Annotated in this window: 12 protein-coding genes; 6 read left to right on the forward strand and 6 right to left on the reverse strand. The window is 41.3% G+C overall.

What is annotated here, in order from left to right:
• Positions 1–1,212, reverse strand: coding sequence for an NADH:ubiquinone reductase (Na(+)-transporting) subunit B (locus CTY47_RS13445; RefSeq protein WP_099465305.1), 1,212 nt, complete (start codon positions 1,210–1,212; stop codon positions 1–3).
• A gap of 22 nt (positions 1,213–1,234) precedes the next feature.
• Positions 1,235–2,584 carry a Na(+)-translocating NADH-quinone reductase subunit A gene (locus CTY47_RS13450; protein ID WP_099465306.1) on the reverse strand — a complete coding sequence of 450 codons (1,350 nt, stop codon included), beginning with the start codon at positions 2,582–2,584 and terminating at the stop codon, positions 1,235–1,237.
• Positions 2,585–2,716: 132 nt separating this feature from the next.
• Here CTY47_RS13450 and CTY47_RS13455 point away from each other — a divergent pair, with 132 nt between their 5' ends.
• Both CTY47_RS13455 and CTY47_RS13460 read left to right on the forward strand, forming a co-directional pair.
• Entirely contained in the window at positions 2,717–3,988 is a 1,272-nt protein-coding gene (locus CTY47_RS13455) for a type IX secretion system plug protein (protein WP_099465307.1), read from the forward strand.
• Between the two features lie 201 nt (positions 3,989–4,189).
• Positions 4,190–4,759: a 3'-5' exonuclease gene (locus tag CTY47_RS13460; protein WP_099465308.1), complete on the forward strand. Its 570-nt coding sequence runs from the start codon at positions 4,190–4,192 to the stop codon at positions 4,757–4,759.
• A gap of 64 nt (positions 4,760–4,823) precedes the next feature.
• On the opposite strand, the gene CTY47_RS13465 is transcribed toward CTY47_RS13460, so the two are convergent.
• Positions 4,824–5,054 carry a hypothetical protein gene (locus tag CTY47_RS13465; protein WP_099465309.1) on the reverse strand — a complete coding sequence of 77 codons (231 nt, stop codon included), beginning with the start codon at positions 5,052–5,054 and terminating at the stop codon, positions 4,824–4,826.
• A gap of 154 nt (positions 5,055–5,208) precedes the next feature.
• On the opposite strand from CTY47_RS13465, the gene CTY47_RS13470 reads away from it, so the two are divergent.
• The 4 genes from CTY47_RS13470 to CTY47_RS13485 all read left to right on the forward strand — a co-directional run bounded on the left by CTY47_RS13470 (position 5,209) and on the right by CTY47_RS13485 (position 10,402).
• Positions 5,209–6,210 carry an N-acetylmuramoyl-L-alanine amidase family protein gene (locus CTY47_RS13470; protein WP_099465509.1) on the forward strand — a complete coding sequence of 334 codons (1,002 nt, stop codon included), beginning with the start codon at positions 5,209–5,211 and terminating at the stop codon, positions 6,208–6,210.
• A 96-nt stretch (positions 6,211–6,306) separates the two neighbouring features.
• Positions 6,307–7,542, forward strand: a complete 1,236-nt coding sequence (locus tag CTY47_RS13475) for an anaerobic sulfatase-maturation protein (protein WP_099465310.1) — start codon at positions 6,307–6,309, stop codon at positions 7,540–7,542.
• Positions 7,543–7,548: 6 nt separating this feature from the next.
• Complete coding sequence (locus CTY47_RS13480) at positions 7,549–9,081, forward strand: TldD/PmbA family protein (protein ID WP_099465311.1); 1,533 nt, start codon at positions 7,549–7,551, stop codon at positions 9,079–9,081.
• A 1-nt stretch (position 9,082) separates the two neighbouring features.
• Entirely contained in the window at positions 9,083–10,402 is a 1,320-nt protein-coding gene (locus CTY47_RS13485) for a TldD/PmbA family protein (protein WP_099465312.1), read from the forward strand.
• Positions 10,403–10,782: 380 nt separating this feature from the next.
• Here the strand turns inward: CTY47_RS13485 and CTY47_RS13490 are convergent, their stop codons facing one another.
• The 3 genes from CTY47_RS13490 to CTY47_RS13500 are packed head-to-tail and all read right to left on the reverse strand — an operon-like array spanning position 10,783 to position 14,095.
• Positions 10,783–13,179 carry a S9 family peptidase gene (locus tag CTY47_RS13490; protein ID WP_099465313.1) on the reverse strand — a complete coding sequence of 799 codons (2,397 nt, stop codon included), beginning with the start codon at positions 13,177–13,179 and terminating at the stop codon, positions 10,783–10,785.
• A 50-nt stretch (positions 13,180–13,229) separates the two neighbouring features.
• Positions 13,230–13,880, reverse strand: a complete 651-nt coding sequence (gene trhA, locus CTY47_RS13495) for a PAQR family membrane homeostasis protein TrhA (RefSeq protein WP_099465314.1) — start codon at positions 13,878–13,880, stop codon at positions 13,230–13,232.
• Between the two features lie 5 nt (positions 13,881–13,885).
• Complete coding sequence (locus tag CTY47_RS13500; RefSeq protein WP_099465315.1) at positions 13,886–14,095, reverse strand: heavy-metal-associated domain-containing protein; 210 nt, start codon at positions 14,093–14,095, stop codon at positions 13,886–13,888.
• Positions 14,096–14,104: the final 9 nt, after the last annotated feature.

Genomic DNA, 14,104 nt, shown 5'->3' on the forward strand with positions numbered 1-14,104 from the left:
TTATTTATTCATTGTAATACTACGTTTCAATCTGTGGGTAATATTAGCTTCCACTACATAATAGTCGATCAACGGAGCAAATACGTTCATCAGCAAGATAGCCAACATCATACCTTCAGGATAACCAGGATTCAATGCACGGATAATAATAGCCATAGCACCAACAAGGAAACCGTAGATATATTTACCTGTTTCCGTACGGGCTGATGTTACAGGGTCTGTTGCCATAAACACAGCACCAAAAGCAAAACCTCCTAAAAACAAATGATCAAGAGGAGTTACAGCCATTGCTACCGTACTACCGATCATATTAAATATTGCAGCCATGAATGCTCCACCTACAAATACAGAAATCATAGTTTTCCAACTAGCAATCTTTGTAATTAATAAGATGGCTGCTCCAATTAAAATAGCCAAAACAGAAGTTTCACCGATAGAACCCGGTATCAATCCGATAAATGCATCCATAGTTGTAAGCGGATGTCCCAAAACATCAACGGCTTGGAAAGAACCAACCATATCATTCGGAGCAACAGCAATCTGACCTAATGGAGTTGCACCGGAGAATCCGTCTACAACCTGACCGCCTCCAATTCCAAACGTATCAGTGGTACGAACCCAAACCTGATCGCCGGACATTGCTGCCGGATAAGCAAAGAACAAGAATGCGCGGGTTACTAATGCCACATTAAATACATTATAACCTGTACCTCCAAATACTTCCTTAGCAAATATTACAGCAAATGCAGTAGCTACAGCAATCATCCACAGTGGAGTATCCACCGGAACAATCATCGGGATCAAGATACCGGAAACAAGGAAACCTTCCTGTATTTCTTCTTTCTTTGCCTGAGCAACAGCAAATTCTATACCTAAACCAACTACATACGAAACAATGATCTTAGGCAATACGGCCAAAAGACCAAAAATAAAAGTCATGCAAAATCCGGGATCAGCACCTACTGCCAAGTTATGCTGATAGCCGACATTATACATACCAAAAAGCAAAGCAGGCAACAAAGCAATCACAACAACTATCATTGTGCGCTTTGAGTCAATACTGTCATGAATATGTACGCCTGATTTTGATGTTGTATTCGGAACAAACAAAAATGTTTCGAAACCATCAAACACAGAACGGAACATCGCCAGCTTTCCGCCCTCCTCAAAGTTAGGCTTAATCTTGTCGAGATAATTCCTTAACGCTTTCAATGTATTCTAATTTTTAATGTTATTAATTCATTTCCTTGTACATCAGGTCAAGACCATTGCGTACTATTTTCTGTATTTCTATCTTCGAAGTATCTACAAATTCGCATAAAGCAAAATCTTCAGGAGCTACTTCGTATATACCCAGGTTTTCCATCTTATCAATATCAAAAGCAATAATCGCTTTCAACAGATATTCCGGATAAATATCCATAGGGAATACTTTATCATACTCGTTAGACATGATCATGGCACGTTTACCACCTTTAATGCGGGCATCTATAACATATTCTTTGTTTTTGCCAGACAACCAGGTCAGATAAGAATGACTTGTACTATACTTTCCAAAACCGGGAACACCCCAACCCAGGAACTCATGAGTATCATCACCTTCAGGAATAATAGTTATCTGATTATCGTATGCACCCAGATAGCCGTCATTCAAAACCTTAGTACCGGTCAATACATTGCCACTGATAATACGGACATGTTCATTATTATTCAATATCTTACCTTTTACAAGGCTTTCGATTGTACATCCGGCTATTGTTTTGATATATCCTCTTTCTGTCGTTTCAGAACCTGTTATCGCAACCAGGCGGCTAAAGTCGGCAATACCTTTATTAAATAAGCGTCCGATCATAATAACATCAGCTGGATTAACAGTCCAAACAACTTCCCCTTTATTAATAGGCTTAACATGATTAATCTGTACCCCTACATTAGCTGCAGGGTGCGGACCTTCCACTTCTATAATTTCAACATTATTTGCTTTTACAGAAGAACCTTTCCTTATTCCAACATATACCTTTCCGGTGGTAAGTTTAGCAAGGGCATCCAATCCTGTCTGAAAATCAGATTCTTGTCCTTTTATAATAAAATCGAAGTCTGGAGCTAACGGAGCCGAATAAAACGCAGAAACAAAAATGTCACGCGGAAAATCGGTAGGCGTTGCAACAATGTCATACGGACGTTGTTTGATACAAGGCCACAAGCCGGCATTCAGGATAGCATCTCTTACTTCTTCACCATTCAGCGAGGCTACATTCTTTTTGCCGAATTCTTCATATTCGATCTGCGCATCCGGCTTTACAACAATGTTCAGCACTTTACGCTTTTCTCCTCGGTTTACGGCAGTTACTTCACCACTTACTGGCGAACCAAACTTGATTTCGGGACGGTTCTTGTCTATCATTAATACAGAACCTGCTTTGACTTTATCTCCTACTTTGACAACAACTTTAGGGATAATACCGTTATAATAATCGGGGACAATAGCATACGTGGCACTATTTCCTCCGTTTAACAGTACATCCGAAGCTTTGCCCTTCAGATTAATGTCTAAACCCTTTTTAATCTTTATCACATTTGCCATGATACAACTAAAATTGTTTATATGTAATTTTCCCGCAAAAGTAAACATTTTTTTATGCTTAAAAGCAGGTTAAGAGAAATAATTAGAGAAATAATTCCATAATTTTGCAGCGGCAAAGAAATAATAAAGAAAATGAAAGTATTTAGTACACTAATAATGCTACTCTGCTTCATCGGAATACCGATGAAAGCACAACAAACGACGTATTATACAAACGTCAGCAACAAGCAAATAAAAACACTCCAGGTAAAGGTTGCCGGAGAAATGTTTTCTAATCCATGTATCGAATTAAATGGAGAAGATCGTATAGAAATAAATTTTGATGCATTGAATTCGGGAGGAGTACGTTATGCTTATTCTTTGATCCATTGTAATGCCGATTGGACGAAGTCTATTCTTTCTCCTATTGAATACATGAATGGTTTTCAAGGTATGACAATCGATGATTTTGCAAATTCAATGGGCACTACCGTACAATACACCAACTATCGTCTTCTTATACCGAATGAAGATGTGCAACCAAAAGTATCAGGGAATTATGCTCTTACAGTATATAAGGAAGATAATCCCGCTGCAATAGTATTTACGGCTTGTTTTTCTGTTGTAGAACCTATCGTAGGGGTTTCAGCCTCCGTTAGTGGCAACACTGACATTGACACAAACCAAAGCCACCAGCAGGTAAGCTTTGCCATCAACAACAAAAACTTTTCAATTCCTTATCCGCAAACCGACCTGAAAATATGGGTGTACCAAGACAATCGCCGCGATAATGCAGTAACAGGATTACAACCTATGTCTATCCTGGAAAACCAGATCACCTATTCCAACAACCAAAAACTCATATTTGAAGCAGGAAATGAATACCGGCGTATGGAGTTTCTGAGCAACAAATATAATGGTATGCATATACAAAATATCACTTTCCACAACCCGTATTATAATGTGGAACTTATGAAAGATTACAAACGCACCAGCGAAAGTTACCAGTATGACCAGGATCAGGACGGACGCTTTTTTATTCGTTGCAGCAACTGTAATGATCCCGACACGGAAGCCGATTATTTTATAGTTCACTTCACATTAGCTTGCGATGAAATTCCTGAAGGCAATGTCTATTTAAACGGAGAGCTATATAATAATGTATTAGACAACAATAGTAAAATGGACTATAATCCGGAAACAAACCAATACGAAAAAGCTGTATTATTAAAGCAAGGAAGTTACAACTATCAATATCTGTTTGTTCCGGATGGGCAAACTGTTGGAGAAACCGGTCCTATCGAAGGAAATTTCTATCAAACGGAAAACGAATACTCAATTTATGTATATTATCACCCGATGGGGACAAGATATGACCGCTTGATTGGTGTAACATCAGTTAAAAATGCTATGCAGGTATTTTAAAACCGTCCCGATGATTTTATAAAAAGATCCCGATGATTTTGAAAAATCATCGGGATCTTTTCTAAATCATTGTTGTTTCCGCTCCTGTCTATAACCAAAGTAGCGGATAATATTATTGTATTTTCCCGCCGCACCATATTGGATGCTATAAAATTCTTACCTTTACGGAAAATTTATATTTTCTAACACGGCACAAATACTATGAAACTACTATTTTTCGACCTGGAAACAACAGGTATCAAATACTGGCGTAACGGAATCCATCAACTAAGTGGAGAAATTATCATAGATGGCGTTACGAAAGAATCTTTCAACTTCAATGTATGTCCCCATCCGAAATGCGATATAGAAGAAGAGGCTCTGAAAATATGCAATGTAACCAAAGAACAAATACTGTCTTATCCCCCAATGGAGGAAATATATAGTAAATTTGTAGGCATACTGTCCAAATATGTAGATAAGTATGATAAGAAAGACAAATTTTTCCTTGTTGGTTATAACAATGCTTCTTTTGACAATTATTTTCTAAAAGCTTTTTTCGTTCAGAACGGGGACAATTTCTTTTATTCGTGGTTTTGGGTAAACTCGATAGATGTAATGGTATTAGCCAGCCAGCACTTATTGGATAAACGTCCAAGCATGACCGATTTCAAACAAGAAACCGTAGCACGCACATTAGGAATAAAGCTTGACCCTACAAAACTTCATGATGCTTCGTATGATATTTATATCACCAAAGAGATATATAAGAGACTGACTACTCTATTTTAAGGAAACAAGAGAATGCAGGAGTATCCTTCCTGCATTCTCTTCACAAAACAATTTATTACGTTACTTAATTTGATGTACTATTCTTCGCAGCACCTGTAACGTGTTCAACCCTATCTTTAACATATTCTACCTGATTCTTACCGGCATCTACCGCATTCTTAACAGCTCGTTTCGTTTTATCGGCAAATTTATCCAGATCATCATGCAAACAATCAAAATCACCATGATCTTCCATACGGCGGATCATATACCCAACAATAACACCAAGCCCTAAGCCTAAAAGTAAATCTTTCATAACCAACTTATTTTAAATGATTAATATAATTATTTCTTATATCTATGAAACAGAAAAGCCAGTAAGATAGTTCCGCGCTTTTTCCTTTTAATAATTCATTTTGGTTCCTGTTAACACAGAAATACGTATCTTTACTGCACAAAAAAAGCAGGGTATGGCCTTTAAAAAGATAACATTCGTATTAATCGTTCTATTTTTAATATCAGCATATACATTAAGCGCACAAGAGAAAGCAGTTCCTAAATCAGGAGAAGGGATTACTTTATTCCTCAAACGACACAACCGTACCGGCAAAGAGCATTACAAACAGTTCATTGAATTAAATAAAAACAAATTAGGGAAAGGTAACACCCTGCGTATGGGTGTAAAATACACCTTGCCTCCACTACAAAAGAACACAGCCGTTACCAGGCGCAAAAACTACGAACCGTTATTCGGTAAAGAACTGGCACAATACAATGTAACATCGTCTGAACTAAAAGACGCATGTTTTTATTTGGTAAGCGGCCATGGAGGTCCCGATCCGGGCGCTATTGGCAAAGTCGGGAAAATAGAGCTGCATGAAGATGAATATGCCTACGATATCATGCTCCGGCTAGCCAGAAATTTATTAATGAAAGGAGCAAAAGTACACATCATAATACAGGATACCAAAGATGGTATACGTAATGCTAAATATCTGAATAACAGTAAACGTGAAACTTGTATGGGCAGCACCATCCCTTTCAGCCAATTCAGAAGACTGGAACAACGTTGCAATAAGATTAACGGACTATATAAAAAAGATAAAGAATCTTATCGACGGGCACTCTTTATTCATGTGGATAGTCGTCATAAGGGAAAACAAACCGATGTATTTTTCTATCATTCTTTAAAAAGCGAACAAAGTAAACAACTGGCAAAAACTCTCCGTTCCACTTTCAACAGCAAGTACAACAAGCATCAACCGGGACGAGATTTTAAAGGGACAGTCGAGAAACGAAGTCTATACGTACTCAACCATACGGTTCCTGTATCAGCGTTTGTAGAACTGGGTAATATACAAAACAGTGACGATCAAAAGCGCCTTGTGCTTAGCGACAACCGTCAGGCATTAGCCAACTGGTTATGCGAAGGATTTGTAACAGATTACAAACGAACCATAAAAAAGAAATGATTCCACTGTTTTCGGTTAACTTATTGCGTATATGAGAGGCTAATCTAATATTTTTCATAACTTTGTAATTCAATACATATTCGTATAAAAACACCTATGGATAATCCCTATATATCACCGTTTGCGAAACCTGTATACGTGATGTTGAAGCCGGTTGGTTCAGTTTGTAACTTAGCATGTAAGTATTGTTACTATCTGGAGAAAGGGAAGTTGTACCCTGAAGTTAAAAATCATATTATGACAGACCAACTTCTGGAAAAGTTTATCCAAGAATATCTGGAATGTCAAACCATGCAGCAAGTTCTTTTCACCTGGCATGGAGGAGAGACATTAATGCGTCCGATCAGCTTCTATAAAAAAGCACTAGAACTACAACGAAAGTATGCCCACGGCCGGCAGATAGACAACTGTATCCAGACAAACGGAACGTTGCTGAACGATGAATGGTGTCGCTTCTTTAAAGAGAACAACTTTCTTGTAGGTGTCTCTATCGACGGGCCACAGGAGTTTCATGACGAATACCGCCGAAACCGGCAAGGTCTTCCCTCCTTCTACAAAGTTATGAAAGGCATCGAATTGCTGAAAAAACACGGAGTGGAATACAACGCAATGGCAGTGGTAAACGACTATAATGTAGATTACCCGCTTGAATTTTACAATTTCTTTAAAGAAATAGACTGCCGTTACATACAGTTTGCCCCCATTGTAGAGCGCCTCTCGCAACACGCAGATGGCACGCAACTGACTTCTCCCGAACAGCAGGATGCGAGTATCAAATTAGCATCATTCTCGGTAGACTCCGGTAAGTGGGGCAACTTCCTGTGCACCATTTTTGACGAATGGCTCAAAGAAGATGTGGGTAAATACTACATCCAACTATTCGATTCCACACTAGCCAACTGGGTCGGCGAGCAACCCGGAATCTGTACTCTTGCCAAGAACTGTGGACATGCAGGCGTAATGGAGTTCAATGGCGATGTATATGCCTGCGACCACTTTGTTTTCCCCGAATATAAATTGGGTAATATCCAAACGCAGACATTAACAGAAATGATGTACAGCCAACGCCAGCTAAAGTTCGGAACAGATAAACACGATAAGCTGCCATTACAATGCAAAGAATGCGAGTACCTCTTTGCCTGCAATGGCGAATGTCCCAAAAACCGCTTCATGCATACGACATCCGGCGAACCCGGCTTGAATTATTTGTGTAAAGGCTATAAGAAATTCTTCCATCATGTAGCTCCTTATATGGACTTCATGAAAAAAGAACTGTTTGCACAACGTCCGCCGGCAAATGTAATGAAATGGGCAAAAGAACGTAACATATAAAACAATATGAAATACAACAGACGTGATTTTATTAAAACAGGAGGTATGGTTATGCTTGGCTCTTTAGCGACCCCCTCTTTTTTAGGAAGTTGTACCGGTAACACTGCTGATAAAGCGGCCGGTATCTCATTTGCATTAAACCATTTCGGTTTAAGTGAAAACGACATGAAAAAAGTGCTGTCCGCAGCATTGGAAAAAGGAGGAGATTATGCAGATCTTTTCTTTGAACACTCTTACCGCAATAATATCAGTTTGCAGGATGGAGCAGTAAACCGTGCTTATTCCAACATAGACTTTGGAATGGGTGTACGTGTACTTTCCGGAGATCAGACAGGTTATGCATACGTAGAAAACATTTCGCTTGACGATATGTTGAAAGCCGCCCAAACAGCAGCCAGGATTGCAAATAGTACAGCTACCAAAGGTCCTGTCAAACTCACAGAAGAACCTATTATCAACAATTTCTACGGCGTGCAAACACCCTGGGACGAAATTGCTGTTAAAGAGAAAACACCTTACCTGCAAAAACTGAACGACGCTATTTTTGCTTTAGACAAACGGGTGCAAAAGGTAATGGCTTCATTAGGAGACATGACTTCACACATACTGTTCTGCAACTCCGAAGGACAGATGTATTATGATTATCGTCCTATGGTAACATTGGGAGCCGTGTGTATTATGGAAGACAATGGTAAGATTGAAAACTCGTATGCCTCACGTGCATTCCGCATGGGAGCAGAATTCCTTACGGATGATATTATTAACGAAGTAGCCAAAGAAGCAGTAGATAAAACGTCTATACTCTTTCAGGCCATCAAGCCTAAAGGTGGAGAAATGCCCGTTGTAATGGGAGCCGGAGGTTCAGGTATCTTGTTGCATGAAGCGATAGGACATGCGTTTGAAGCCGATTTCAACAGAAAGAATACATCCATCTTCTCCGACCAACTAAATAAGAAAGTATGCAACGAGCATATCAATGTGGTAGACGATGGAACCATTCCGTTTAACCGCGGCTCTGTAAATATAGACGACGAAGGCATAGAAGGGCAAAAGACATACATCGTAAAAGAAGGTATTCTTACAAGCTACCTGCACGACCGCATCAGTGCCAAGCACTATGGAATCCGTTCTACAGGCAATGGCCGTCGCGAATCGTTCCGTCAGATGCCTATTCCCCGTATGCGTGCCACTTACATGGAAGCCGGAAACGTAACGGAGGAAGAGATGATCTCTACAATCAAGAAAGGTATTTACGCTTCCAGCTTTACAAACGGGCAAGTACAGATTGGCGCCGGCGACTTTACATTCTTCGTAAAAGACGGATACCTGATTGAAAACGGGAAGCTGACCCAACCTATCAAAGATATCAACATTATTGGCAACGGGCCTAAAGCTCTAGCCAATATCACAATGGTTGGCAACAACTACAAGATGGATAACGGAACGTGGACATGTGGCAAGGACGGCCAGTCGTGTCCGGTAACCTGTGGCATGCCGTCTGCCTTAGTTAGCAAACTTACTGTAGGAGGAGAAAATTAATATGATAACTAAAGAAAATAAAAAGCTAGCCCAGTGGGCTATGGAATATGCGTTAAAGAATGGTTGCCAGGCATCGCGCGTAAGTCTGTACAATGGTTCGAGCAGCTCTTTCGAGATTCGCGACATGAAAATAGACCGCCTGCAACAGGCTTCGGAAAACAGTTTGGTGATTCACCTGTTTGTAGACGGCCGTTATGGTTCATTTTCTACGAACCGTCTGGACAAGCAGGAATTGGAAAAGTTTATCCGCAACGGCATCGACTCTACCCGTTATCTGGCAGAAGATAAAGCACGCACCCTGCCGGATGCTTCCCTCTATTATAAAGGAGGCAGTGCAGACTTACAGTTGCTGGATCCCAAATTCGATTCTATCCAACCGGACGACAAAGTTGCCCTGGCTATGAAAACCTGCGAAGAAATGATGGGAAAAGACGACCGCATTATCTCGGCCAATTCTTCGTACAGCGATGAAAAGGACTTTAAATATATGGTTGCCAGCAACGGCTTTGAAGGAGACGCATGCGGTTCGTCTTTTAGTTTGGTGGCAAGCGTAAGTATCCGCGGCGAAGGCGATGCCCGCCCCGAATCATATTGGTATGATTCTTCCCTCTATTACGATACTTTAATGAAGGAAGGAATCGGAGTAAAAGCCCTTGAACGTGTTTTCCGGAAACTGGGACAGAAAAAGATAGCATCAGGCAAGTACACGATGATTGTAGACAACATGAACTCGGCCCGTCTCCTATCTCCCGTAATTGACGCACTATATGGTTCTTCTATCCAGCAACGCAACTCTTTTTTACTTGATAAACTGAATCAACAAGTAATCGGAGAAAAGATTACATTAATGGATGAACCACATCTTATCCGGGCATCGGGGGCGCGTTACTTTGACGGCGAAGGAGTGGCAACCAAGAAACTGCCTGTATTCGAAAACGGTATTCTTAAAACATATTATATCGATACCTACACGGCAAACAAGATGGATATGGAACCAACCATTACTTCTCCTTCCATTCTGGCTCTGCAACCGGGTGACAAAGATTTAAACGGATTGATTGCGTCTGCAGATAAGGCAATCCTTGTGACCGGTTTCAACGGAGGTAACTGTAACAGTACAACCGGAGATTTTTCATATGGTATAGAAGGCTTTCTGGTCGAAAAAGGGAAACTTGCACAACCCGTTTCCGAAATGAATGTTACAGGAAACATGCTTACTTTGTGGAGCAATCTGGCAGAGGCAGGCAATGATCCGCGCATGTCTTCAAGCTGGAGGATACCATCGCTGGTATTTGAAGGGGTAGACTTTAGCGGACTGTAAAAAAGAACTTCTTATACGAAAAGGTAGGGGGTGTGTCAAAACGCTATTACCGGACGCAGAACACGCAGAAAAACGCAGACTGATTTTATTAATAATCAATACGGTCTGCGTTTCTCTGCGCTCCGTCTGCGTAGTCTGCGTTCCTTAATTCCGACTTTTGACACACCCCCTTCCTTTTCGACTGATAATTCCAAACACTTTGCAGGCATAACTCCAAACACTCTGCAGGCATAACTCTAAAGACTTTGCACCCATAACTCTAAAGACTTTGCACCCATAACTCTAAAGACTCTGCACCCATAACTCTAAGCACTCTGCACTTATAACTCCAAAGAGTTTGTAAGCATAACTCCAAAGAGTTTGGAATTGTAAGCCGTCTGTTATCTGTTCGGTATATCTACCGATGTCTCAGACGTACCCAGCAAATGCTGCGAGAAATAATCCACCAGGCGCCAGTAGAAATACTCGTTCATATCACCAAAACCGTGGCGTTGCTGCGGAAGAATAAGCATATCGAAACGTTTATTGGCACGAATCAAAGCATTTACCACACGAAGCGTATTACCCGGGTGTACGTTGTTGTCTATATCCCCGTGAATAAGCAATAAATGGCCTTTTAGCTGCTTAGCTATTTCAGGGTTGCTCTTGATATTGTACACAAAAGCAGTGTCGCCTTTGTCCGTCACTTCCTCCTTTACGCCGTGATGCGTTTCGCTCCACCAGCGGTTGTAAATCTTATTGTCGTGGTTGCCGGCACACGATACTGCCACCTTAAAGAAATCCGGATATTGCAGGATAGCCGCCGTAGACATAAATCCGCCACCCGAATGACCGTGAATACCTACGCGATGGATATCAATAAATTTATACCGGTCGGCCAATTGCATGATAGCAGCCTTCTGATCGGCCAGTCCATAGTCTCGCAGGTTGCCGTAGCCATAGTTGTGATACCATTTGGAGCGACTGGGATGTCCGCCGCGATTACCAACAGAGATCACGATAAAGCCTGCCTGAGCCAAACGGTCGGTACGCGGCGTCATGGCCTTAAACGGGTACACGGTAGCCTCCACCTGTGGACCGGGATATACATAATCAATAATAGGATATACTTTTGTCGAATCAAAATCGAATGGTTTGTACATTACCCCGTACAAGTCGGTTATGCCATCGTCGGCCTTCACTTTGAAAGGTTGCGGAAACTGATAGCCGGCAGCAAACATCTGCGAGAAATCACTCTGTTCCAACGACATTATTTTACGTCCCGTATTATCGTACAAGTCAGAAGACGGAACAGTATTAACACGTGAATAGTTATCTACAAAGTATTGGCAATCGTCATCCATACGGGTTTCGTGGAAGTAATCGCCGGCGGAGATCAACTGCAATCCGCTACCATCCAGATTCACACGATAGAGATGTTCGTAATATGGATTCTCGTCTTTCTCCTTTCCATTAGCCAGGAAATAGACTACGCGTTTAGCTTCGTCCACTTTTAATATCTGGTCTACATGCCAGGGGCCGGAAGTGAGACGTTTCTTCAGATTACCCTGATCATCATATAAATAAAGATGCGCCCATCCATCGCGTTCGCTCCAATGAACCAATTCCTTTCCGTTGTTGATAGCGGCCAGCGGACGGACTTCGATATAGATATTCATACGTTCTTCTATTATAGGACGGATAGCGCTTTCACCAATCGTATATGAGCATATATCAATACGGTGCAAATCCCTGCTCGAACGTATCACGAAGAAACGGTTATTGTCTCCCACCCAGCAGCGGGACTGTTCCTTCATATCACGTTGTTTCTCCAATAAAGGCTTACGGGCAATCTGCAATGTCTGATCTTTATAGGCAGATGTAGCAATCTGCTTATAGCTGTTATTATCCATGTCAAACAAAAGCAGGTATTCAACAGGAGCTTCTGCCTCTCCCGGCATTTGGTACTTATAGGTTTCCAATGTAGGACGGGGTTCTGCCACGGAGTTGATAACCCAAAGCTCCTTGACGGCACGGCTATCGGTCAGTGTAATGGCAAAATGGCGGGAGTCGGGAGACCAAACCAAATCATCCGGATAACGGCGTTTGCCATTACAAAGCGTGTCGGTATTCAATAAGCTGCGAGGTTCGCCAAAGCCGAAACTCTTTACACAATCCGTAGTCAAAGGAATCTCTACGATAGTTTTATCATTCTCGTCTTTCTTCGCTTTCTCATAATCCTCACGCGACATACGATACAGATTCATATCCTTGGCATAGACCACCGTTTTGCCATCCGGAGAAATAGAAGCCCATTCAGGGTATTTGTCTTCTTTTTTATCTTTCAGTTCTGTCAGTTTGCGTGTATTATAATCATAGGAGAAGTAAGCCGAGTCTTTCGGGGTCTTTACCTGGAACGTAAAAGTAGAACCATCCGCTTGGGCTTCCAGTTTTTGTATGGGAAGGTGCTGGGATGTAAACGGAGTTTTCATTATTTCCGTAACTTCAGAAGCCAGCTTATCAAGATCAAACAACGGATGCTTTGTCTTCGTTGCAGGATTGACTACATACCAGTTTGTGCCGTTGGTTGTCTTATACTCATACCAAAAACTATTCCCTTTCCGGAACCAATGCGGATCCACCGTAGTTGAGAAAAGCATATTCTTCAGTTTATCTTCGGTGAAACGTTGGGCCAACGTATAGTTTGGCGTTACATCGGAGGGCAATTCTTGTGACTTTGCTTCCTGAAAGTAGCACATACCGGCAGCAAGCAACACGAATAGTAATTGTTTTTTCATGATATTATAACAGATTTAAGTTTCCGTACCTCAAAAGTACGGAATAATATTTATATCAGGCTGTATATAGCAAAGAAATGGCATACAGATCCGCCCAACACAAACACGTGCCAGATAGAATGCATATACTTATGGCTATCCAAATAAAAGAAGATGGTTCCAACCGTATATGATAATCCTCCGGCAATAAGCCAGTATAATACATCCATAGAACCGGTTTGCCTGAAAACATCTACCAGCGGCTTGAACGCAATAACCACTACCCATCCCATTGCCAGATAACAAACGGTTTTCAAATGGTCTTTCTTCTTCATCTTGCGGAAGCTAAGCCACACTCCTATTATTGCAGCAATCCAAACCGTAGCAAAAAGGCTCCATCCCCAATATCCTTCATTACGCAAAGCCAGCAATGTAAACGGAGTATATGTCCCGGCTATATGAAGATAAATAGCGCTATGATCGAACCGCCTCAACAGGCGTTTACGCCGCGCATGGGCAGATGCATGATAAAGCGTAGAAGTAACATACGATAACATCATACATACAGCATACACGGCCACACTCCCTATAGCCCATGTATCGCCACTATAAACGGCTTTATATATTAAGACAGCAAGTGCTATCATCCCAAATACCATACCAGCACCATGGGTAAGCACATTGGCTAGCTCTTCTCCGTAGGTTTGTCGTTGTTTTACCATCTCGTTTACAATAGCTGTTCGGCCTTAAATCCTGCTTCAGTTACCGCAGCTATAATAGTAGTGGCAGGAAGCTCGGTTGTTACAATGAGTAACTTTTCCGGCTTCGTCAGGTCTATCGACCAATTGCCTGGGTTCAAAATCTTATTTAACTTATCACCAATGGCAGACACACAACCGCCACATTTGGCATTCGTCTTAAATTTCAATGTAGACATAATACGATT

It is taken from the genome of Parabacteroides provencensis (assembly GCF_900232875.1).
Taxonomy (GTDB): domain Bacteria; phylum Bacteroidota; class Bacteroidia; order Bacteroidales; family Tannerellaceae; genus Parabacteroides; species Parabacteroides chinchillae.